Source organism: Amycolatopsis sp. NPDC034160 (assembly GCF_055575355.1).
This window is the reverse complement of the sequence record NZ_JBVISU010000001.1, coordinates 22,821-43,453: the sequence shown is the minus strand read 5'-3', so window position 1 is coordinate 43,453 and position 20,633 is coordinate 22,821. Positions and strand designations below refer to the sequence as shown.

Annotated in this window: 25 protein-coding genes and 1 pseudogene; 17 read left to right on the top strand and 9 right to left on the bottom strand. The window is 68.9% G+C overall.

Going from position 1 to position 20,633, the window contains the following annotated elements:
- The first annotated feature begins 4 nt into the window (after window positions 1-4).
- Complete coding sequence (locus tag ACZ54P_RS00240; RefSeq protein WP_465459393.1) at window positions 5-895, top strand: SWIM zinc finger family protein; 891 nt, start codon at window positions 5-7, stop codon at window positions 893-895.
- Here the strand turns inward: ACZ54P_RS00240 and ACZ54P_RS00235 are convergent.
- Window positions 892-1,899 carry a tetratricopeptide repeat protein gene (locus ACZ54P_RS00235; protein ID WP_465459392.1) on the bottom strand — a complete coding sequence of 336 codons (1,008 nt, stop codon included), beginning with the start codon at window positions 1,897-1,899 and terminating at the stop codon, window positions 892-894. The two genes, ACZ54P_RS00240 and ACZ54P_RS00235, sit on opposite strands and share 4 nt — an antisense overlap.
- A gap of 108 nt (window positions 1,900-2,007) precedes the next feature.
- On the opposite strand from ACZ54P_RS00235, the gene ACZ54P_RS00230 reads away from it, so the two are divergent.
- Both ACZ54P_RS00230 and ACZ54P_RS00225 read left to right on the top strand, forming a co-directional pair.
- The gene (locus tag ACZ54P_RS00230) at window positions 2,008-3,042 is read left to right on the top strand and encodes a nucleotide disphospho-sugar-binding domain-containing protein (RefSeq protein ID WP_465459391.1); all 1,035 of its coding nucleotides are present in this window, start codon (window positions 2,008-2,010) and stop codon (window positions 3,040-3,042) included.
- A 70-nt stretch (window positions 3,043-3,112) separates the two neighbouring features.
- The gene (locus ACZ54P_RS00225) at window positions 3,113-4,942 is read left to right on the top strand and encodes an NB-ARC domain-containing protein (protein WP_465459390.1); all 1,830 of its coding nucleotides are present in this window, start codon (window positions 3,113-3,115) and stop codon (window positions 4,940-4,942) included.
- On the opposite strand, the gene ACZ54P_RS00220 is transcribed toward ACZ54P_RS00225, so the two are convergent.
- A complete protein-coding gene (locus ACZ54P_RS00220; protein ID WP_465459389.1) occupies window positions 4,929-6,053 on the bottom strand; it encodes a hypothetical protein in 1,125 nt (374 codons plus the stop codon). The genes ACZ54P_RS00225 and ACZ54P_RS00220 overlap by 14 nt on opposite strands.
- 179 nt (window positions 6,054-6,232) lie before the next feature.
- Here ACZ54P_RS00220 and ACZ54P_RS00215 point away from each other — a divergent pair, with 179 nt between their 5' ends.
- From ACZ54P_RS00215 to ACZ54P_RS00205, 3 genes are all read left to right on the top strand, one after another.
- Window positions 6,233-6,556: a hypothetical protein gene (locus tag ACZ54P_RS00215; RefSeq protein WP_465459388.1), complete on the top strand. Its 324-nt coding sequence runs from the start codon at window positions 6,233-6,235 to the stop codon at window positions 6,554-6,556.
- A gap of 148 nt (window positions 6,557-6,704) precedes the next feature.
- Window positions 6,705-7,352: an HNH endonuclease family protein gene (locus ACZ54P_RS00210; RefSeq protein ID WP_465460187.1), complete on the top strand. Its 648-nt coding sequence runs from the start codon at window positions 6,705-6,707 to the stop codon at window positions 7,350-7,352.
- A 28-nt stretch (window positions 7,353-7,380) separates the two neighbouring features.
- A complete protein-coding gene (locus ACZ54P_RS00205) occupies window positions 7,381-8,037 on the top strand; it encodes an alpha/beta fold hydrolase (RefSeq protein ID WP_465459387.1) in 657 nt (218 codons plus the stop codon).
- Here the strand turns inward: ACZ54P_RS00205 and ACZ54P_RS00200 are convergent.
- Entirely contained in the window at window positions 8,015-8,650 is a 636-nt protein-coding gene (locus tag ACZ54P_RS00200) for a nitroreductase family protein (protein WP_465460186.1), read from the bottom strand. The two genes, ACZ54P_RS00205 and ACZ54P_RS00200, sit on opposite strands and share 23 nt — an antisense overlap.
- A 22-nt stretch (window positions 8,651-8,672) precedes the next feature.
- Entirely contained in the window at window positions 8,673-9,656 is a 984-nt protein-coding gene (locus ACZ54P_RS00195) for an aldo/keto reductase (RefSeq protein WP_465459386.1), read from the bottom strand.
- Window positions 9,657-9,711: 55 nt separating this feature from the next.
- Here ACZ54P_RS00195 and ACZ54P_RS00190 point away from each other — a divergent pair, with 55 nt between their 5' ends.
- Complete coding sequence (locus tag ACZ54P_RS00190; protein WP_465460185.1) at window positions 9,712-10,188, top strand: MarR family winged helix-turn-helix transcriptional regulator; 477 nt, start codon at window positions 9,712-9,714, stop codon at window positions 10,186-10,188.
- On the opposite strand, the gene ACZ54P_RS00185 is transcribed toward ACZ54P_RS00190, so the two are convergent.
- The 3 genes from ACZ54P_RS00185 to ACZ54P_RS00175 form a co-directional block, all read right to left on the bottom strand.
- Window positions 10,157-10,582: an ATP-binding protein gene (locus ACZ54P_RS00185; RefSeq protein ID WP_465459385.1), complete on the bottom strand. Its 426-nt coding sequence runs from the start codon at window positions 10,580-10,582 to the stop codon at window positions 10,157-10,159. The two genes, ACZ54P_RS00190 and ACZ54P_RS00185, sit on opposite strands and share 32 nt — an antisense overlap.
- A 78-nt stretch (window positions 10,583-10,660) precedes the next feature.
- Complete coding sequence (locus ACZ54P_RS00180) at window positions 10,661-11,434, bottom strand: SigB/SigF/SigG family RNA polymerase sigma factor (protein ID WP_465459384.1); 774 nt, start codon at window positions 11,432-11,434, stop codon at window positions 10,661-10,663.
- A complete protein-coding gene (locus ACZ54P_RS00175) occupies window positions 11,431-11,847 on the bottom strand; it encodes an anti-sigma factor (protein ID WP_465459383.1) in 417 nt (138 codons plus the stop codon). Before ACZ54P_RS00175 ends, ACZ54P_RS00180 begins: the two co-directional genes overlap by 4 nt.
- Before the next feature lie 139 nt (window positions 11,848-11,986).
- On the opposite strand from ACZ54P_RS00175, the gene ACZ54P_RS00170 reads away from it, so the two are divergent.
- The 5 genes and pseudogenes from ACZ54P_RS00170 to ACZ54P_RS00150 all read left to right on the top strand — a co-directional run bounded on the left by ACZ54P_RS00170 (window position 11,987) and on the right by ACZ54P_RS00150 (window position 14,862).
- Window positions 11,987-12,295, top strand: a complete 309-nt coding sequence (locus tag ACZ54P_RS00170) for a WhiB family transcriptional regulator (protein WP_465459382.1) — start codon at window positions 11,987-11,989, stop codon at window positions 12,293-12,295.
- Between the two features lie 214 nt (window positions 12,296-12,509).
- On the top strand, window positions 12,510-12,863 hold the full coding sequence (locus tag ACZ54P_RS00165) for an STAS domain-containing protein (RefSeq protein WP_465459381.1): 354 nt from the start codon (window positions 12,510-12,512) through the stop codon (window positions 12,861-12,863).
- Between the two features lie 54 nt (window positions 12,864-12,917).
- On the top strand, window positions 12,918-13,703 hold the full coding sequence (locus ACZ54P_RS00160; RefSeq protein WP_465459380.1) for a metal-dependent hydrolase: 786 nt from the start codon (window positions 12,918-12,920) through the stop codon (window positions 13,701-13,703).
- Between the two features lie 77 nt (window positions 13,704-13,780).
- Window positions 13,781-14,320: pseudogene (locus ACZ54P_RS00155) on the top strand (TetR/AcrR family transcriptional regulator); the annotation flags it as partial.
- Window positions 14,321-14,475: 155 nt separating this feature from the next.
- The gene (locus ACZ54P_RS00150; RefSeq protein ID WP_465459379.1) at window positions 14,476-14,862 is read left to right on the top strand and encodes a hypothetical protein; all 387 of its coding nucleotides are present in this window, start codon (window positions 14,476-14,478) and stop codon (window positions 14,860-14,862) included.
- A 35-nt stretch (window positions 14,863-14,897) separates the two neighbouring features.
- Here ACZ54P_RS00150 and ACZ54P_RS00145 read toward each other — a convergent pair whose 3' ends face one another.
- On the bottom strand, window positions 14,898-16,538 hold the full coding sequence (locus ACZ54P_RS00145) for an ABC transporter permease (RefSeq protein ID WP_465459378.1): 1,641 nt from the start codon (window positions 16,536-16,538) through the stop codon (window positions 14,898-14,900).
- Window positions 16,535-17,431, bottom strand: coding sequence for an ABC transporter ATP-binding protein (locus ACZ54P_RS00140; RefSeq protein WP_465459377.1), 897 nt, complete (start codon window positions 17,429-17,431; stop codon window positions 16,535-16,537). Before ACZ54P_RS00140 ends, ACZ54P_RS00145 begins: the two co-directional genes overlap by 4 nt.
- A gap of 94 nt (window positions 17,432-17,525) precedes the next feature.
- Here ACZ54P_RS00140 and ACZ54P_RS00135 point away from each other — a divergent pair, with 94 nt between their 5' ends.
- The 5 genes from ACZ54P_RS00135 (at window position 17,526) to ACZ54P_RS00115 (ending at window position 20,563) form a co-directional block, all read left to right on the top strand.
- On the top strand, window positions 17,526-18,026 hold the full coding sequence (locus tag ACZ54P_RS00135; RefSeq protein WP_465459376.1) for a GbsR/MarR family transcriptional regulator: 501 nt from the start codon (window positions 17,526-17,528) through the stop codon (window positions 18,024-18,026).
- A gap of 120 nt (window positions 18,027-18,146) precedes the next feature.
- Window positions 18,147-18,872 (top strand): SGNH/GDSL hydrolase family protein, encoded by a 726-nt coding sequence (locus ACZ54P_RS00130; protein ID WP_465459375.1) that lies wholly within the window; start codon window positions 18,147-18,149, stop codon window positions 18,870-18,872.
- A gap of 116 nt (window positions 18,873-18,988) precedes the next feature.
- Window positions 18,989-19,150 carry a hypothetical protein gene (locus tag ACZ54P_RS00125; RefSeq protein ID WP_465459374.1) on the top strand — a complete coding sequence of 54 codons (162 nt, stop codon included), beginning with the start codon at window positions 18,989-18,991 and terminating at the stop codon, window positions 19,148-19,150.
- Between the two features lie 331 nt (window positions 19,151-19,481).
- Window positions 19,482-20,087: an RNA polymerase sigma factor gene (locus tag ACZ54P_RS00120; RefSeq protein ID WP_465459373.1), complete on the top strand. Its 606-nt coding sequence runs from the start codon at window positions 19,482-19,484 to the stop codon at window positions 20,085-20,087.
- Entirely contained in the window at window positions 20,084-20,563 is a 480-nt protein-coding gene (locus ACZ54P_RS00115) for a hypothetical protein (protein WP_007030725.1), read from the top strand. Before ACZ54P_RS00120 ends, ACZ54P_RS00115 begins: the two co-directional genes overlap by 4 nt.
- Window positions 20,564-20,633 lie beyond the last annotated feature (70 nt).

Below are 20,633 nucleotides of genomic sequence, written 5' to 3'. Positions count from 1 at the left end.
GCCGGTGACGTGGTTCAGCGAGGACGAACTCCGCAGGCAGGCAGGTGACGTCTCGTTCGCGCGCGGGGTCAAGTACCTGGAGTCGGTCGAGACGCTGGACGACGTCGCGGGCGGGGTCACGGCGGTGGTCAGCGGCACCGACCGGTACACGGTCCGGTTGCGCAACGTCGACGGCGAGCTGGTCGGCGAGTGCTCCTGCCCGCACGCGGCGGATGGCTTCTTCTGTAAGCATTGCGTGGCCGTCGGCCTGCTCGTCCTCGAAGGCGCGGCGGACGGCGGCGCGGCCGACATCCGCGGATACGTCGAAACCCTCACCCGTGCCGAGCTGGTCGAACTGCTCGTCGGGCACGCGAACGAAGATCCCGTCCTGTTCCGCAAGCTGTCGCTCAAAGCCGGCCGCGACGACCTCGACGCGTTGCGGCGTCATGTCGAGGGGACGTTACGACTGCGGGGTTTCGTCGGGTTCCAGGGCACGCTCGCGTACGCCGAGAAGGTCCGCGAAGTGCTCGCCACCGCCGAGGAGGTCATGGACGGGCCGCTGTTGTGCCGCGTCGTCGAGCTGGTCGTGGAGGCGCTGGACTTCGTCGACGACTCCTTCGGGACGCTCAGCGACGAGGTGAGGAGGGCGCTCGCGTTGTACGCCGAGGCCTGCGCGGACTCGCCGCCGGAGCCCAAGGAGCTCGCGGAATGGTTGCTCCGTCTCGATCTCGACGGGTCGGGCCGCGTCGACGTGAGCATCGCGGACTTCACCGCAGGGCTCGGCTTCGAAGGCCTCGCGGTGTTCCGAGCCGGCGTCGAGGAGCGGTGGCGCCTCGACGACGGCGAGGACCCGTACCGCAGCCGCAAACTCCAGCGGCTGCGCGAGGGCTTCGCGGCGATGCGGACCACGCCCTAGTACTGCTGACGGTGCCGGGCGCCGGAGTTGCGGTACAGCTCCTCCAAATCCCGTTGCCCGGCCTCGTCGCCGGTGTCGGCGGCCGCGCGGAACCAGTGCTCCGCCTCCTGGAAGTTCCCGTGGTCGGCGGCGAGCCTCCCGAGGTTGGTGTAGGCGGGGACGCTGCCGAGTTCGGCGGCCTTCCGGTACCAGGCGGTGGCTTCGCCGGGGTCGTTCCGGTCGTTGGCGAGTACGCCGAGGTTCGTCATCGCCGCGGCGTCGCCCCGTTTCGCGGCCTTCAGATACCAATGCTCGGCGGCGTCGAGTTCACCGCGCCGGTGCAGCACCAGGCCGAGGCGGACGGCGGCATCGGGAGCACCGGCCGCCGCGGCCGCGCGGTAGCAGCTTTCGGCGCGCGTGAGGTCGTCCCGTTGCTGGGCCTGGTGGCCGAGTTTGCACAGCGCGGCCGCGTCGGCCTCTTCGCCCGCCTTGCGCCACCAGGGTTCCGCTTCCCGGGTCCGGCCGGAGTCGCACAGCAACGCGCCGAGCGTGATCATCCCTTCGACGTTGCCCGCCTCCGCGGCCTGTCCCGCCCAGTGCTCGGCCTCCTGGAGTTCACCGCGCCGGTGCAGGAACCGGCTGAGTTCCGCCATCGCCTCGACCCGGCCTTCACCAGCGGCCCGACGCCACCAGTCCTCGGCGTCGTCCAGTTTTCCGCGCCGCGCACAGAGATTTCCCAGATGCGCCATGGCATGCGAATCACCGGCCGTCGCCGCTTCCCGGTACCAGCGTTCGGCCTGTTCGGGCGCTCCGCGTTCGCGCAGGAGGTGCGCCAGGTTGCCCATCGAGACCCGGTCCCCGCCCGCGGCGGCCTTGCGGAACCACGACTCGGCCTCGTCGAGGTCACCGCGTTCGAGCGCGGTGGCTCCCATCCGTGCCATGGCGATCACGTGCCCGCGCTCCGCGGCCTTCCGATTCAGATAGTCGTCGACCCGGGTGTTCCATTTGCGTTTTTCGGCGCCCACAAACCCGCTCCTTTCCGGCAGCGTCCTTGGGTAGTCGCTGATCAGGGCGCGGATGTGACAACGACTACCCGGAGAACCCGGGCTCACGCGGACAGTGATGATCGACCGATGATGGACTGTGTCTTCGTGCCGTACACCGCGCACGGACATGTGAATCCGATGCTCCCGGTCCTCGTCGAACTGGTGGCCAGGGGAAACCGGGTCCGGGTGGTCCTCTCCGGCAGGCGATTCGAGGACGTCGTACGGCGGACGGGCGCCGAGCCGGTCGTCTCATCGCCCGACCATGTGGTGCGGGTGGCGCCGACGGCGCGGCCGCCCGAGATCGCCACCTGGATCCGGGATCGGACGCGCCGCCGGGTCGCCTGGGCGGCCGCGGCCCGCCGGTGTGAGCGGGAATTCACCCGCGCCCGGCCCGGACTGGTGATCGCCGACCCGATGGTCCCGTGGGCACGTCGTCTCGCGCGGCGGCACGCCCTGCCGGTCGTCACGTTCTGGACGACCCATGCCCGCACCACGTCCGGTTCCGGTCCGGTGCTGGTCAACGCCCTTCCTGAACTGCAACCGCGGGCGCATCGCTTCGGCACGCGATTCAGTTTCGTGGGGCCGCTGATCGCCCCGGCCGCCCCTGAGGACTGTCCGGCGCCCGACGGGCCGACGTTGCTGGTGTCGCCCGGTACCGTCTTCGCCAGGCCGCCGGAGTTCTTCCGGCGGATCGCGCGGGCCTTCTCGGGCACGGAGTGGACCGTGCTGATCGCGACGTCGCACACCCCGCCCGCCGCGCTCGGCCCGTTACCTGCCAACGTGATCGCGCGTCGGTGGCTGCCGCAGTGGCAGCTGCTGCCCGAGGTCGACGTGTTCCTGACCCACGGTGGAATGAATTCCGCGCAGGAAGCACTGGTCAGGGGCGTGCGGATGCTGGTCGCGCCGCGAAGCCGGGAGCAGCGCGCCACCGCGCGCAGACTCGACGAACTAGGGCTCGCGCACGTCTGGGATCCGGCGACTTCGCCCGCGTCGGCCGTCGAACGCCTGCTCAGCGACGGCCGTGTCCTGGCGAAGACGACGTCGATGCGGTCGCGGCTGGCGGCGTATCCGGCCGCCGCACTGGCCGCCGACGTACTCCAGGACGCGAACGGGAAGTGCTGAAGTCATCACGCTTCGAGATCACCTCGCGGTAGGGTCGGAGCCGAATGCCCGAGGGGGAAGGAGCGTCTCCGTGCTCGCAGAGATGCGGAATCCGTATTTCGTGGACCGCGGCCCCGAACGCGCGGAATTCCGGCGGCGCAACGAAGAGGCGCGCTCCGGTGGGCAGCCTCATCTGACCGTGTTCACCGGCCCCCAAGGCGTCGGGAAGACCGTGCTGGCCACCGAGGTCTGTCACGAGATCGCCGAACACTACGAGATCGTCCTCTTCTGCGACACGCTGGGTTCGCGGGGCGCGAGGGAACGCCTGGAGGCCCCGGAGATCGCTCTGCGCCTTCTCGAAGACCTCGGGGTGGTCGGAGAAGCCGTGCCTGCCAAGGACGACCGCCGGATCGCGGCCCTGCGCAACCGGCTCGCCGGCCACAAGGTGCTGCTGTACCTGGACGACGTCGCCGCGGCCGATCAGGTGCTGCCGCTGCTGTTCGCCTCGCCCCAGCTCGCCGTCGTCGTCACCAGCCGCAGCAGTTTCGACAGGCTGCGGATGAACGGTTTCACCATGTCCACGGTCGACACCTTCGGGCCGGAGGCGGCCGCCGAACTGGTCCTCAAGCGCACGGGGACCGTGGTCGGCGAGCGCGAGATCCAGGTCGTCACCCGGATCTGCGAGGGGCTGCCGCTCGCCCTTTCCGTCGCCGCGGTGCGGTTGGGTGATCCGGGCGGCACGCCCGCCGAGTACGTCGCCGAACTGAGCGCCGGAAACCCCTTGTCCGCTCTCGAACTCGACGACGAACATCCGGTTCTCAAGATCTTCGACCTGGCATACGGCGAATTGACCGAGGATGACTCGTTCGCTTTCAAGGCCTTGAGCCTGCTTCCGGGCGCCGATTTCGGGACGGCCGTCGCCGCGGCGGTCCTCAGGCGGCCGGCGCCCCACACCAAACGCTTGCTGGAGCGGCTGGCCAAGGACAATCTCCTCGAACGCACCGGCCCCGGAAGGTATCGCTATCACAGCCTCCTTCGCGAATTCGCCAAGGACAAGGCGCTTTCCGAGTTCGACGAGCCCGATTTCGCGGGCGTCGCCACGAAGGCCGTCCAGTGGTACTGGCGGCTGGCGGTTTCGGTGGACAAGGCACTGTCGAACCGGCCCGCTCCGATCCCGGCGGAAAGCCACTACGCCGAGATCGATGCCTTTCCAGGCGACGCCTGGGCCGAGTTCACGAAGGAATGGCCTAATTTCGTGGCCGCCGCCAAGGAGGCCCGTGCGCTGCCGACCGAGGAGATCGGGGCGATCTTCCCGTTCTCCTTGTGGTACTTCGGTTATCAGACCAGGCGGCACGACGAGGTCATCGACGCCTATCACGAGATCCTCGGGCGCTGGACCGAACCGGCGGCTCGCTGGCAGGTCCTCCGTGACCTCGCCGGCCTCCATGAAGCGGCAGAAGAATTCGATCAGACCGACGCGTATGTCGAGCAGGCTCTGGATCTCGATCACCCGCCGGGGCGGCAGAGCACCTACGACTGGTACGCCCTGGCCCAGGAAGCCCGCGGCAACCACGAGTTCGCACTCGAACTCTTCGGAAAATCGCGGGAAGCGGTGGCTTCGATGGAGGTTTCGCGGCAGAAGCGGGCCCTGGCGTTGCTCGACATGCACACCGGCCGGGTGCTGTTCAAACGTGGCCGCTTCGAGGACGCGCGGGAACCCGCCGCGGCGGCCTGGGAATTCTTCCGGGTCGCCGACCGTGAAGACGCCAACAAGGCGCTTTCGGGCGGCCGGCTCGGCCTGATCCTGCGCGAACTCGGCGAAGACGCCGACGAGTTGCTGGTCCCGGCGTTGGCCCTCTTCGAACGGTTGGGAATGGCGAAGCAGGCCGAGGAGATCCGCGCCGCGCTCAGCGAAGAGTGACGTCGAGCTCGTAACGGGCCGGGCCGAGTTCGACCGTGATCGACGGAGCGAGGTCCTCGAGCGGATGACCGTCGTCCAGCCAAGCGCGGACGACCGAGGCGTGTACCTCGACGGGGCCAGGCCCGGTCAGTTCGACGCGGTGCCCCGACGGCGTCGTCACGACGCTCTTCCCCGCACCGAGGACGGCTCCGAAGATCCCCTCACGAATTCCGGCGACGACGCCTGCCCCGGTCAGCACCGAGGCGCCGGCGCGAATCGAGCGGATCGGGTGGTCGTCCGGGCAGGACCACCGCTGATCGGTTCCGGTACCGCGCCGAAGTTCGGCCGGGTACCTGACCAACCGGACGCACCGCGTGGCCCGGTCGATTTCGTGCTCCACCTCGGCGGCGACGCGATGGGACGGCAGGACGGTGAGCCGAGGGGCAGGCGCCGGAGCGAGCGGAATCTCGTTCACTGGCTCGGAAAGGCCGAGCAACCGGTAGAAGACATCCCGGAGCCGTTGGAGGGATTGGCCTGGCATCGACGTGACCAGGTCGGTGACGCCCGCGAAATCGTCCGGACGGTACTCGTCGAGAACTCGTCTGACCTGGGGGAGCAGCGGGCGGCGACGATCGAGGCGGGGCGCGGTCTCGCCGAGCACGGAGACGGCCGTTCCCGGTGCGACGTCGTCGTCGCCGAAGGCCGCCAACGCCGTCGGTTTCGCCAGTGCCGCACCGTATCCCGTCACCGAGCCATGGTCGCCGACGATCAGGTCCGCGGCGGCGAGTCCCGCCTGCCAATCGTCCACTTCGGACAGTACGACCAAGCCGGACCGGACGCTGTCGGCCAGCCAGGTGTTCAGCTGCCACGGGCTGTGACCGTGCCGGACGTTGGGGTGAACGACCGCGAGTACCTGGAATTCGTCGATGGGCAGCGCGGAAAGCAGGGTCCGGAGGAAATCCGGCCAGGAGCCGAGCAGGGCGTTCGACCACCACGTCGACGACGTCAGGACGACCTTGCGGTCACCGGAACCCAGTGCTTCGCGATACCGCTCGCGGTACGGCAGACCGGCGAGAATCCGGTCGTAGCAAGGATCTCCGGCGACCACGGCCTTCTCCGCCGCCGCGGGCACCGTCTTGGTGAGCAGGTCCAGCTGGGCGGTATGGGAGAGGATGAAGGCTTCGGCGATCGGTTCGCCGTCGTACAGCAGCCATTGTGGCGAAAGGCCGAAGATTTGCCGATTTCCGATTTCCGATTTCCGATTTCCGATTTCCAGGCGAGTATTTAGTATATCCTATTCCGTGGGAAAGAATGACCTTGGGGCCGGTGATATCGGTGATCCCGCCGTGGTGGCTCGCCGTGACGACCAGGTCGAACGCGTACCGCTTGGCGTCCTCCCACGCGATGACGGCCATCCCCAGCGTGTCGAGAAGTTCGCGCAGGCCGTGCTGGAACGGATCCTCGGCACAGGTGAACACGACCTGGACGCGGAAATCGCTCTCGAAGGCGGGGAGTACGTCGAGCAGGCGGCTCACCGTGGTGACGTTGTGCGCGATCACGAGGATCCTCCGGTGGACCGCGATGGTCGCCCAATTCGCCGTCTTGATACCGATCAATGCCTCGTTCACGGCCTGACCGTAGCCGACCTCGCGGAGTGCCCTGGATCACGTTGCCCGCTGTCATCACCGTGTCGCACCCCGGTTCCGTCCCGTCGCGAGGCGATACTTGGTCGCTCCCCAACCCCGTCGAGAGGAATCGCGCGGTGGCCACGCGTACCCGGCAGATGACCACGGCGCAACGACTGCTCCTGCTGATCACGCTGTTCGCCGTGGTGCTCGCGGTGTTCTGGTTCGTGTCCGGCAAGGGCGCCGCGCTGCAGCCGACGCCTTCGAACCCGGCGAGCGCCGCCGACGCGCGCAAGCAACTGGACGAGCTCACCGTCGCGCCGCGCGGTTCGATGGACGGCTACGACCGCAAGAAGTACCCGCATTGGGACAACCAGGGGAACAACTGCAACACGCGCGAGTTCGTCCTCAAGCGGGACGGCAAGGACGTCAAGGCCGGCTCCGACTGCGCCCCGACCTCCGGTAGCTGGACGAGCATCTACGACGGCGAGACCTGGACCAAGCCGGACGACGTCGACATCGACCACATGGTCCCGCTCGCCCAAAGCTGGGTCAGCGGCGCGAAGTCGTGGACCGACGAGAAGCGCCGCCAGTTCGCGAACGACCTGACCCGGCCGCAGCTGTTCGCCGTCACCGACAACGTCAACCAGGAGAAGAGCGACAAGGCGCCGGATCAGTGGAAGCCGCCGCTCGTGTCCTTCTGGTGCACCTACGCCACGGACTGGATCACCGTGAAGCATTACTACAGCCTCACGATCACCACGGCGGAGAAGACGGCACTGAGCGACATGCTCGGTCGTTGCTGATCCCCCCGGCTTCGGCTTAGCTGTGCCGATGGCGACTTTCGTACTGATCCACGGCGGTGGCGGCAGCGTCTGGGACTTCCACCTCCTGAAAGCGGAACTGACCGGCCGAGGGCACGACGTCGTCGCGGTGAACCTGCCGATCGAAGACGAGAAGGCGGGCTTCACCGAGCATGTCGACGCCGTGACGAAGGCGATCGGCGACCGCGGCGACCTGGTGGTGCTCGGCCATTCCTACGGCGGTTTCACCGCGCCGCTGGTCGCCGAAAAGCATTCGGCACGGCTGCTCGTACTGCTGACGCCGATGATCCCGAAGCCGGGCGAGACGCCGGGGGACTGGTGGGGCAACACCGGTTTCCAGGACGCGAAGGATCTCAGCGACGAGGAAAAGTTCTTCAACGGCGTCCCGGCGGACCTCATCGCGGAGGCAGGCTCGCACGGGAGGAACCAGGTCAGCGCCGAGTGGGGACAGCCATGGCCGTTGGAAGAGTGGCCGGACGTCCCGACGAAGGTCCTCATCGCGCGCGAAGACCGGTTCTTCACGCCTGAGTTCCAGCGCCGGGTCGTCCAGGAAAGGCTCGGTTTCGCGCCCGACGAGATCGAAGGCTCGCATTCCGTGCCGTTGAGCCATCCGAAGGCCTTGGCGGACCGCTTGGAGGCCTACCTCACCAGCGTTCCAGGTGCATGACGTCTTCGAGCGGCTGACGCGGAGCGGGCTTGAAGGTGTCGCCCGTGTAGAACGCGGTCGGGATGAGCGCTGCCTGGTGCACGTTCTCCGGTAGGCCGAGGATCTCCGCGGCCTCCTTCTCGTACGCGAGGTGCAGCGTCGTCCACGCCGTGCCCAGGGTGACGGCGCGCGCCGCGAGCATGTAGCTCCACACGGCGGGCAGCAGGTTCCCCCACAGCCCCGCCTGGTTGCCGGCGGGCAGCTCGGCGCTCTTCGTCTCCAGGCACGGGATGACGTGCACCGGCACCTCGCCCATCTTGTCGGCCAGGTACTCGACGCTGGAGCCGACGCGCTTCTGGACCTTCGAGCGCTCCGGGTCGTCCGCGAACAGTTTCCCGGCCGCGTTCGGAGAATCCAGGTACTCGCGGCACGCTCGCTGGTAGAGCTTGCCGAGTTCGGCCCGTTGCCCCGGATCGGTGATCACGAGCCAGTGCCAGCGCTGGGTGTTCGACCCGCTCGGCGCCTGCAGCGCGACCTGCAGGGCGTGTTTCACCAGTTCAAGCGGAACCGGCCGGGTGAGGTCGAGTCGTTTGCGGACGGTCCGGGTGGTCGTCAGCAGCTCTTCGGGCGTCATCATCCCGCGATTATGTCCGAGATCACCAACGCGGATGGATCAACGGTTTCAGCAGCTCGTCGTAGACCGCTTCGACCGCTGCCGTGGCTTCGGCCGTCAGTGGGGCCAGTCCGGCCGCCGAACTGTTCGCCTTCGCCTGTTCTGCATTGCGCGCGCCAGGGATGACGACGCTGACCCCGGGCCGGTCGATGATCCACCGCAGCGCGAACTGCGCGAGCGTCCGCCCTTCCGGGACGAACTTCCGCAGGCGCTCCACCGCTTCGAGGCCGACGTCATACGGCACGCCGGAGAAGGTTTCGCCGACGTCGAAGGCGGCGCCCTGGCGGTTGTAGTTGCGGTGGTCGTCCTCGCCGAAGGTGGTCGAGGCGGTGTAGCGGCCGGAAAGCAGGCCCGACGCGAGCGGGACACGCGCGATGATCCCCGCGCCCGCCTTCTCTGCGGCCGGGAGCACCTGCTCGAGTGGCTTGAGCCGTAAGCAGTTCAAGATGATCTGCACCGAGGCCACGTTCGGCCGCGCGAGCGCGGTCAAGGCCTCTTCGCAAGTCTCGACGCTGACGCCGTACGCCTTGATGCGGCCTTCGTCGACCATCGCGTCGAGAGCGTCGTACACCGCGTCGGACGAGTACACCGGCGTCGGCGGGCAGTGGAGTTGCACGAGATCGAGCGTGTCCATGCCGAGGTTCGCGCGCGAACGGTCGTTCCAGGCGCGGAAGTTCTCGGCGACGTAGTTTTCCAGCACCTGCTCGGCACGGCGCCCCATCTTGGTGGCGACGAAGATCGCGTCGTCGCCGCGTTCCGCACGGAAGCGGCCGACGAGCCGCTCGCTGCGGCCGTCGCCGTAGACGTCGGCGGTGTCGAAGAAGGTGACCCCGGAATCCGCCGCGGCGTGCAGGACGGCGAGCGCGTCGGCCTCGTCGACCGTGCCCCAGTCCGCGCCGAGCTGCCAGCAGCCGAGTCCCACCACACCGACGTCCCGGCCGAGCCGGGCGATCTTCCGTGTCTCCATGAGCACCGATCCTAGCTATGATCCGCCGGTGGGCGGACCGTCGCGGGAACGAGGGATGGGCACGCTGCTGAGGCATTTCCTCGAAGTGACCGAAGCGGACGTCTCCGCGTTCCTCCAGGACATCGGGCTGGAGGACTACCGCCCCCGGTTCACCCCGGTCGTCCGCGCGATCGTCGCGCGCGGGCCGCTGTCCATCCGCGACCTCGCCGCCGAGGTCGGGGTGACGCATTCCGCGGCCAGCCAGACGGTCGCGCAGATGGCGCGCCAAGACCTCGTCTCGCTCGAACGCGGGACCGACGCCCGGCAGAGGATCGTTTCGCTGACCGAGAAGACGCGGCGGCTGATGCCGACGCTCGAAGCCGAGTGGGCGGCGACCAGCGCCGCGGCCGACCAGCTGGAAGCCGAACTGCCGTACCCGCTCAGGGAGGTGTTGGTGGCCGCCATCGAAGCCTTGGAGCGGAAGTCGCTCCGGGAACGGATCGGGGAAACGGACGCCGCGCTCAGCCTGAGGCGGAGTTCCGGTGCAGGCTGAAGACCGCCCAGACGTACTTGCCACCCGGATACAGCTCGTGTCCCCAGTCCTCGGACAACGCGTGCACCAGCTGGAGCCCGCGGCTGCGTGCCGCCATCGGAGAGGGTTCCTTCAGCTTCGGCCGACCCGAGCCGGAGTCGAAGACCCGCAGAGTGAGCCTGCCTTCCGAGTACTCGACTTCGAGCTTGTCGGGCTTCTCGCCGTGTTCGAAGGCGTTCGTCACCAGTTCGGAGGTCGCCAGCAGGACGTCGTCCGCCGCCCGGTCGTCGAGACCGAGGCTCGCGAGTGTCGCCCGGACCGCCTGCCGCGCGACCGCGGGGGCGGTGACATCGACCGGGAGGGGCAGGGAGACCACCGGCAACGAGCCCTCCGATCGCGTCTTAAACATCGTCATGGTTGCGCACCTCCCCTCGCGAGAGACTCCCAAATCCGGCTGTTCGTCTCCCTGGTACCCACAAGGGCGACGGTCGAATCAAACTCCGTCGGTGAGTTCGGTTTCCGTCAGCCCCTCACGCATCTTCTGGAGGGTGGAGGCCAGCAGCCGGGACACCTGCATCTGGGAAACCCCGACCCGCCGGGCGATATCCGACTGACTCATCCCGGACCCGAACCGCAGCGCGACGATCTTGCGTTCGCGGTCGGGGAGGCGTTCCAGCATCGGGCGCAGCGCCTCGCGCAGCTCCGCCTGGCTCAGGTTGGCGTCCGCCTCGCCGAAGCGGGTGTGCGCCGAGTTCTCCAGCAGGTTGTCCAGCGAAGCCCCATAGCGGCCTTGACCGGCGCGGAGGCCTTCGAAGACCTCGTCGACGCCGACACCGAGGTGAGCGGCGATCTCACTGGGTTTCGGCGCGCGCGAAAGCCGGATCGTCAGCTCCTCGCGCGCGGCCGAGATGTTCGCGTTCAGCTCCTTGAGCCGCCGCGGGACCCGGACCGACCAGCTGTTGTCGCGGAAATGGTGACGAAGCTCACCGGAGATGGTCGGCACCGCGAAGGCGAGGAAGTCGCTGCCCTGGGCGGGATCGAACCGGTCGACGGCGTGGATCAGCCCGATCGTCGCGATCTGGACCAGGTCCTCCATCGACTCGTCCCGGTTGCGGAACTTGCGCGCCAGGTTGCGCGCGAGTTCCAGATGGGCGCGCACCAGGTCGTCCCGGAGCCGTTCACGCTCGGGGTCGTCCGCGGGCAGCGCGCACATGCGCTCGAACAGGGCCGGAACGTCCGCGCCGTCTTGCCCGACGGGATCGCTCACGGCCGGGCCGCCTCGCTTTCCCGGATGAGCTCGACCCTGGAGAGGTAGCCGCCGTCGGCCGGGGTGACACTCCGCCGCGCGGAGGTCGCCAGCGCGGTGAGCAACTGCCAGGACAGCCCGGTCTCGTCGTCGGGCTCCGGAGAATCGGACATGACCGAGACGGTCACCTCGATCCGGCCGTCCTTCCAGGAGAAGACGCAGGTCAAGTGCCCGTCGGCGGCCGAGGGGAGCAGCATGGAGCAGGCCTCGTCCACCGCCATCCGGAGATCCTCGACGGCGTCCAGGTCGAAATCCTGACGCATCGCGATGTCCGCGACGATCGTCCGGAGAGTCGGTACCACGTGCGGTACCGCGGCCGTGCGTACCTCGATGAGTTGAGCGCCCTCGCCGCTGGGCGGGGTGTTGTCCACCACGTGTTGGTCCTCTCTCCGGCTGCGCGCTGCCGTCTGCTCGGTTGCCCTGGGTGTGAGCAAACCAAACCCACGTTTGACTCGCACAGGCGGCGGGCATGTAACCGGCGACAAACGATCTCCTTGGAAGGCGGGGACCGACATGGCTGACGTGAGCCGGCTGCCGAACGTGGTGGCGGAAGAGTGGGATTGGCAGCTCCGTGGGTCGTGCCGAGGCGCCGACAGCAGCTTGTTCTTCCATACGGACAACGAGCGCGGTTCGGCACGTGAGCGGCGCGAATCCCGTGCCAAGGCGATCTGCCAAACCTGCCCCGTGCTGGCGCAGTGCCGCAAGCACGCGCTGGCGGTGCAGGAGCCGTACGGCATCTGGGGCGGTCTCGGCGAGATCGAGCGCCGCGAGTTGTTCCTGCGGGAACGCCGCGCCGGGCGCCAGCCGTTGACCGCGCATTGAGCACGTTCCGGACACCGGTCGGCGACGCGCGCGACGGCGATCGTGGCGCGCCGCCCGGGCTGGGTTAGGGTTGGGACTGTCGTTGCGGGGACAGCCACGCCTACCCGCCGAAGAAGAGCGTGCGTCCGTGTCCGGACTGGGCGCGGCCGTAGCTTGAGACCACAGGCGAGCTCCGGCGCTGAGCGCTGGTTCTCACCTGATGAGGAGAATGTGCATGCCCGCAGCGGAGCAGAACACCACGCCGCCCGGTTTCAGCATCACGCTGGACACCGACGCGTCAGCACCGCGCGTGGTGGTCACCGGTGAGCTCGACCTGTTGACGAGCCCGCAGCTCCAGGAGACCCTCGGGGCCCTGATCACGGACAAACCGTCCGGCCGGGTCGTCGCCGACCTGACCGGGGTGACCTTCTTCGACTCCTCGGCGCTGAACGTGGTGCTCCAGGCACAGCGCCAGGCCGCCGAGAAGAAGGTGGAGCTCGAAGTGGTGCCCAGCGCGCAGGTGAGCCGAGTGATCGAACTCACCGGCGTCGCCGAGCACCTCAGCGTGTCGGAGGAGCCCCCCGCCTGATCCCCCGCTACGGTCGTGGGCTCTTGATCCGCGACACCTGGGGGCAGCACGATGATGGGGCGGACGCATGCCCTCACCGGCTGGTGCGCGGGCCTCGCGCTCGCACCGGTCGTCGGGGCGGGCACGGTGCACCAAGCGGTCGTGTTCGCCGCGACCACGGCGGGCTTCGCGCTCTTGCCCGACCTCGATCATCCGGGCGCTCGCGCGTCGAAGCTGCTCGGCTGGTTCACCGGGGCGATCTCCTGGGTGCTGCGCCGTGTCTCGGCGGCACTGTACGCGCTGACCAAGGGGCCTCGGGACGAGAAGGTCACCGGTAAGCACCGGCACCTCTCGCACACCGTGCTGTTCGCCGTCGGTCTCGGCTTCCTGACGTCTTGGGGCACCACCGAAGGCGGCCCGTGGGCGGTGTTCGGCGTCGTCGTACTGGGCCTGCTGCTCGCGGAAGGCGCGCTCGGCGACTGGCTCCTGCCGGTCAGCGGCGCCGCGGTCGGCTGGTGGGTGTGGACGGCGCCGCCGGACAAGGCGGCGCAGCTCGCGGAGATCTCCGGCTGGCTCGGCATCGCCGTCGCGGCCGGTTGTTTCGTGCACTGCCTCGGGGACGCGCTGACCGAGTCCGGTTGCCCGTTCCTGTTCCCGATCCCGATCGCGGGCGAGACCTGGTACGAGATCCGGCCGCCGAAGCCGCTGCGGTTCCGCACCGGCAAGAACGTCGAGAACCGGCTGATCTTCCCGGTGTTCGCGGTCGCCGCGGTGGTGCTGATCCCGGGCGTCTGGGACTACCTCTTCACCACCGTCCAGGGTTTCCTCACCCCGGATGGGACGCAGACCGCGGTCCACTGAGTGTCTGTCCCTGGGGAATTCGCTCGCCGTCGGCGGCGTTGAATCGGAACGCCGAACCCGGTTGACGAGGGAGAACAGTGGACAAGCCCGTGCTGCGCGCCGACGCGCGACGCAACCGAGCGAAGGTGCTCGCGGCGGCCGAAGAGGCCTTCGCCCTCGACGGCCTCGCCGTCCCCCTCGACGAGATCGCGCGCCTCGCCGGGGTCGGCGCGGGCACGGTGTACCGGCATTTCCCCAGTAAGGAAGCCCTCTTCCAAGCCGTCGTCCTGGAGCGCGTCGAGCAGTTCGCGCGGGAAGCACGCGACCTGCTGACCGCCGAAGATCCCGGCGCGGTGTTCTTCGACTTCTTCGAACGCGTCGTCAAACAGGCGTCCCTCAACCGGGCCCTTTGCGACGCGCTCGCCGAGACGACCGGGCTGGGTTTCAAGGCGAGCGCGGGCTCCGACTTTCGGTCGGCACTGCAGGCGCTGCTGTTCCGGGCGCAGGCCGCCGGGGCGGTGCGCGAGGACATCGACGGTGACGACCTGCGTGCCCTGATCGCCGGTTGTCTCGCCGCGGAACGGTATTCGCCGGAAAGCAGGAACCTCGTCCGCGTCGTGCTGGACGGCCTGCGCACCTGGTCACGGAATTCCGGCGCGACTGACGCAACCCGGACGGCCCCTCGTCCCGTCTGCCCGGTATGCGGCGGCTACCGGTTTTCGTACTCCTGCTCGCGACACTGACCGCGTGCGGCCAGTCCTCCGGTGACGGCGGTGGCAAAGACTGCCCCGCCATGGCACTGATGGAGGGAGTGTCGCTCGACGTCCCGCCCGAGACGGCCGCCGGACTCACCCGCGTGTCGATGGAGTTCTGCTGGGCGGGGAAATGCGTGACCAAAGCCACCGAGTTGACGCCGGGCAGCCGCACCGAGGACGAGGGGTGCGTAGGCGACGTGTGCTCGGGGAAGGCGGTGCCCACCGGTGGCAAACACGCGGCCGTGCCCGTTCCCGGGCTGCCGCTCACGCCGGTGAAGACCACGGTGACCTTCGACGACGGGAAACCCCACTTCCTCGACGTGACGCCGGTGCTCGCCTACCCGGCAGGTGAGGAGTGCGGCGGCGGGGTGCCGGTCGCGAAACTCGTCGTCGGCCCGGGAGGCGAGGTACGGCAACAACCGTGAAGGCCGCCCCCCGATGAGCGGCCTTCACGGCCCGGCTAGCCGACGTCTCGGCGTCGCCAGCCGGCGACCCCGGCCGCGAGCGCGACCGCCGCCACCCCCGCGAGCCAGCTCAACGGGGTCGCGGTGAACTCCGCGGCGGGCAGTTTCGGCACGTGCGAGAACGGCGAGACGTCGAGCAGGACCCCCGGCAGGTTCAGCACCGGGCCGAACAGGCTGAGCAGCAACGCCAGCCCGGCGATCGCCCACGCCGCCGTCGAGAACTTCGGCGCCAGGCCGAACAGCGTCACGGTGAGTCCGACGATCACCCACACCGCCGGGAGTTGCGCGAGCGAGGCGACCACCAGGTCACCGACCGAGCCGCCGACGTCCCCGGCCCGCATCCCGTTCGTCAGTCCCAAGAGGACACCGCTGACGAGCATCATCAGCGCGGTGCCGCCGAAGGCGAACACGAGATGGCTCCCCAGCACCCGAAGCCTGCCGACACCCGTGGCGAGCAGCGGCTCGACGCGGACCGCGGTCTCCTCGGCGCGGATCCGCAGCGCGGCCTGCACCCCGTAGAGCGCGACGACCATCGCGAACATGCCCGCCATCGCCGCCATGAAGGCGTCGACCAGCGCGTCGGTGCCACCCATCCGCTGGAAGATCTCCCGCGCCTGCTCGCTCTGCCCGACGAGGTCGCCGATGCCGTTCGCGATCGAACCGAACACCCCGGCGCAGACGGCCGTCCCGATCAGCCAGCCGATCAACGGCCCCCGGTGCAACCGCCACGCCAGCGCGAATGGGCTTCGCAGCGACGCGGCCGCTTCGGCAGGACCGGGCCTCGGCGGAAGGAGGCCGGTGCCGACGTCACGCCGCGGGATCAGCGCGTAGCCGATCGCGCCGACGGCCGCGGCCGCGGCGAGCGGCAGCACGAACACCCACCAGCGCTCGTCCGCGAACGGCCGGATCTGCTGCGCCCAGCCGAGCGGGGACAGCCACGAGACCCAGCCCGCGTCGGCCGTCGAGTCGCCCACCGCACGAAGCAGGAACGCGACCCCGACGGCGGTGGCGCCGATCCCGTTGGCCGTCCGCGAGTATTCGGCGACCTGTACGGCGACCGCCCCGATCGCGGTGAAGACCAGTCCGGTCACCGCGGTGGCGCCACCGAGCGCGAAGGCCCCGGCCGACGGCATCTTCGCGCCGATCATCAGCCCGGTCTCGATCAGTCCGATGAGGACACTCGCGCCACCGGCGACGGACATGGCCGCGGTCAGCGCGGCGTACCGGCCGACCACCGCGGACGCGAGCAGTTCGGCGCGGCCGGAGTCCTCCTCCGCCCGGGTGTGCCTCGTGACGGTGAAAACCGCCATCAACGCGACGAGCAGCGCCAGGAACCCGCCGAGCCGCCAGGAGGTGAATCCACCCGCCGTCGAGAGGTCGAAGGCCGGTCCGTAGATCACCGCGATCGACGGGTTGGCGCCCATGCTCGCGGTGAGCCCGGCGCGTTCGGCGGCCGTCGGGTACAGCGTTTCGAAAGTGCCGGCCGTGCTCGACGGCGCGATGCCCAGCAGGAAGACCCAGATCGTCAGGATGATCCGGTCCCGTCGCAGCGCCAGCCTGATCAGCTGCCAGGTGCCGACCAGCCGGGTGGCCGACGATCCGGCCGCGTGCGCGGGCCGGTCGAGCGTCGCGGTCATTTCGCGCTCGCTTCGGCGGTGTAGTGACGGAGGAACAGTTCTTCCAGTGTCGGCGGCTGGCTGGTCAGGCTGCGTACGCCGACCTCGGTGAGCCTTCGCAGCGCGTCGTCGAGGGAACGGGTCTCGACGTCGAACCGGACCCGGTTGCCCTCGACCTTGAGATCGTGGATGTTCTCCAGCTTGGTCAGCCCGTTGGGCGGTCCGGCGAGTTCGGCCGAGATCGACGTCCTGGTGAGATGCCGGAGGTCGGCCAGCGTGCCGGTTTCCACGGTGCGGCCGTTGCGGATGATGCTGACCTTGTCGCAGAGCGCCTCGACCTCGGCCAGGATGTGGCTCGACAGCAGCACCGTGCGGCCCTGCTCGCGCTCCTCCTGGATCGCGTACTGGAAGGTGGCCTCCATCAGCGGGTCGAGGCCGGAGGTCGGCTCGTCGAGGATCAGCAGGTCCACGTGCGAGGCCAGCGCGGCCACGATGGCGACCTTCTGCCGGTTGCCCTTGGAGTAGGTGCGCCCCTTCTTCTTGGGGTCGAGGTCGAACCGCTCGATGAGATCCTTGCGGCGGCGCTGATCGAGCCCACCCCGCAGCCGCCCCAGCAGATCGATCACCTCGCCGCCGGAGAGGTTGGGCCAGAGGTTGACGTCGCCGGGGACGTAGGCGAGGCGCCGGTGCAGCCTCGCCGCGTCCTTCCAGGGGTCGCCGCCGAGCAGGCGCACGTCGCCCGAGTCCGCGTGGAGCAGGCCGAGCAGGACCCGGACGGTGGTCGACTTCCCCGCGCCGTTCGGGCCGAGGAAGCCGTGCACCTCCCCAGCGGGAACCCGCAGATCAAGGCCGTCGAGAGCCTTGGTCCGGCCGAAGGATTTGTGGAGGCCGGCGATGGAGATGGCGTTTTCCATGCGACTGAAGGTACAGTGATTTCACAAAGTTGTGAAGTTAAGAAAACGTATGGATGCTGTGATCACTCTGGGGGTTGTGCGAGAGGATGTGCCCATGACGACGCCTGAGAGTGCTTCAAGCACCCAGAGAGACGAGGACGCCGTCCGCCGCTACGTGGAACACCTGGGTCTCACGCTTTCCCAGATCGGGATGCAGCGGATGCCCGCGCGGGTGTTCGCCGCGTTGATGACCACGGACAGCGGCCGCCTGACCTCGGCCGAACTGGCCGACCAGCTTTCGGTGAGCCCCGCCGCGATCTCCGGCGCCGTGCGCTACCTGGAACAGATCGGACTGGTCGCCAAGGAACGCGAGCCGGGCTCGCGCCGCGACCACTACCGGCTGTTCGACGACCTCTGGTACGCCACCTTCATGAAACGCGACCGCATGATCACCCTGTGGCGCGACGCCGCCGACGAGGGCGTTTCGGCGCTCGGCGAGGGCACGCCGGCAGGCGAGCGGGTCGCGGAGATGCGGGACTTCCTGAGCTTCATGATCAAGGAACTCAACGACATGTACGCGAAGTGGCACGCGATGCGGGCCGAAAAGGGCAAGTGACCGGGGGGCGCGGGTGGCCGTTCGGTGCAGTTGGTCGTGAGTGGCGATTCGGGTTCTAACCCGAATCGCCACTCACGACCAACGCCACCGGAGGACCGGACGCGGAAGTAGGGTCGCGGGGTGATGAGCCGTGCGGTGGTACTCGCCCCGATCCTCCTCGCGCAAGCGGTCCGGGTGCGCCGTACGACGCCCAGGCTGCCCGGCGCGACAGGCCCGGTCAGCGGCCTCGTGAACGGCGAGGGCCGCCCGCTGCGGCTCGCGGTGCTCGGTGAGTCCACTGTGGACGGCGTCGGCGCGGCGACGCACGCCGAGGCGCTGACCGGACGGCTCGCGGAGGAACTCGCGCGGGACGGCCGCGCCGTCGCCTGGCAGGCCATCGGCAAGACCGGGGCCAACGCGCGAGTGGTGCGCGAGGAACTGCTGCCGCTGCTCCAACCCGCCGACGTCGTGGTGATCGCGCTCGGCGTCAACGACACGATCGAACTCCACTCGGCCGCGCGTTACCGGCGTGACCTGCTCGATCTCATCGTCTCGCTGCGACGCCGCGCCGGCCGGATCCCGGTGGTGCTGGCCGGGGTGCCGCCGATGGGCCGGTTCCCCGCCCTGCCACGTCCGCTGCGGGACGTCCTCGGCGCCCGGTCGGCCGTCCTCGACGCCGCGGCCGCCCGGCTGGCGTCGCTGCCCGGCGTCGTCCACGTCCCGATGCCCGCCGCGATGCTCGACCCCGCGACCTTCGCCGAGGACCGTTTCCACCCCGGCCCGGAGGGCTACCGGCGCTGGGCCGGGCAACTCGCCGACGTGACCCGGCAGCTACTCAGTGACACCTTTTCGCCGGAAATCCGCTGACCAGGTCACCCGCCTGCCACAAATCGAGAAAGTTATCCGAAAAACCTGGCTCTGCGTGTATCTGATGGCAGCCTCGTTGCGTCCTATGGAGCAGTCGAGGAAATGAGGGACACCCGATGACGACCGAGACCAGCACCGCACCCGTCGAGGACGAGGCCGCAGCCACCGAGGACCTCGAAGTGACCCCGAAGCCGATCGCGGCTCCGGTCCCGCCCCGTCCCGGGACGAGCCCGGACGGCAACTGGGAACCGCACGGCACCAATCCGCCGGTGAACTGAACCGACACAGACGGGTGATGTCCGGAGGCCGAGGGGGCCTCCGGACATTGCCTCCGGGTGCTCCTTCGGGGGAGGGGGACGCCCGGATGCGGGCCCGTTGGGGAGCGGGCCCGGGGGGAGGGAAAAAGGGCCGGCCGGTGCGCAGTCCACACCTACTCGCGCCGGCCGGTGCCTTTGTCCTCGACCACCGATGCGCCAGAGTCCGGATATCCGACACAAAAAAGTTAGTGACTTGATGTATCCCAGAGCCTCCAGCACGCTCCTTCTCCCCGAAGGGCCCGCGATACTGCCAGCGCCGACACGAAGACACGTCCGAAGTGGGGCAGATACGGTGACCGACGTGCAAACGACCGAGGTAGACCCGCCATGGGAAGGACTGACCGGTGCCGATCTGCATGCCGCCTGCATGCGCGCGGCGCGGGCCGGTGACCGCCAGGCGATGGACAGACTTGTGCACGAGCTGACCCCGCTCGTGTGGCATGTCGCGCGTGCGAACGGGCTCGATCGCCTGACCGCCGAGGACGTGGTCCAGACGGTGTGGCTCGCCCTGTTCAGCCAACTCGAGAAACTTCGGGACCCCAAAGCCCTCGCCGCGTGGTTGATCACCACCACCAGACGTGAAGCACAGCACCCCTTCGGCCGCCGCGCTCAGCCCGTCCCGCTGACCGACGAGCTGGCCGAAAACATGGAAAGCACTCATCCGGCTCCCGAGGAGGAAGCCGTCCGCGCCGACCGGGATCGCCGGGTCTGGCGCGCCTTCCTCCGCCTGCCGCACCGCTGTCAGCAGCTCCTTCGGCTGACCGTGCTCGCCGGGCGGGCCGAATACCAACTGGTCGCCGAAGCACTCCGCATGCCGCGCGGAAGTGTCGGACCGACCAGGGGCCGTTGCCTCGAATCGATGCGCGACCTGCTGGGCCAAGAAGGGGGAAGCCGATGAACGACCTCGGGACGCCGGGGGAGATGACCTCCCCGGGCGATGAGGCCTTACTGGCCGATATCGGACGTTTCATGGACGAATTGGACCCGCCACCGGGAGATCTGGTGCAGCGGGTTCAGTTCGCGCTCGCGCTCGAAAACCTCGACGTCGAGGTCGCCCGCTGGGAACGGATGGACGCCACGGCCGGCGTTCGCGGCAGCGACACCGGCACGATCACCTTCACCGTCAGCGATCTGACCGTGATGATCAACCTGACCAAGATCGGCAAGAAGCACCGGATCGACGGCTGGCTCGTGCCCGCCGGCGAGTACGGAGTGGAGGTGCGCGTCGCCGAGCACGGGACGAGTTCCACCACCGCCGACGAAGGTGGCCGGTTCGTGCTGGACAACGTTCCCCAGGGAACCACCCAGATCGTGATCCATCTCGGTGACGTGACCTGCCGACGGACCGTCGTGACCCCGACAGTGGTGCTCTAACCGGACGGCTGTTCCGTTATGCGGCGTGGGTGTGCTCCCATAGTGCGTGTGCCCGCGCCGTCTCCTCCTG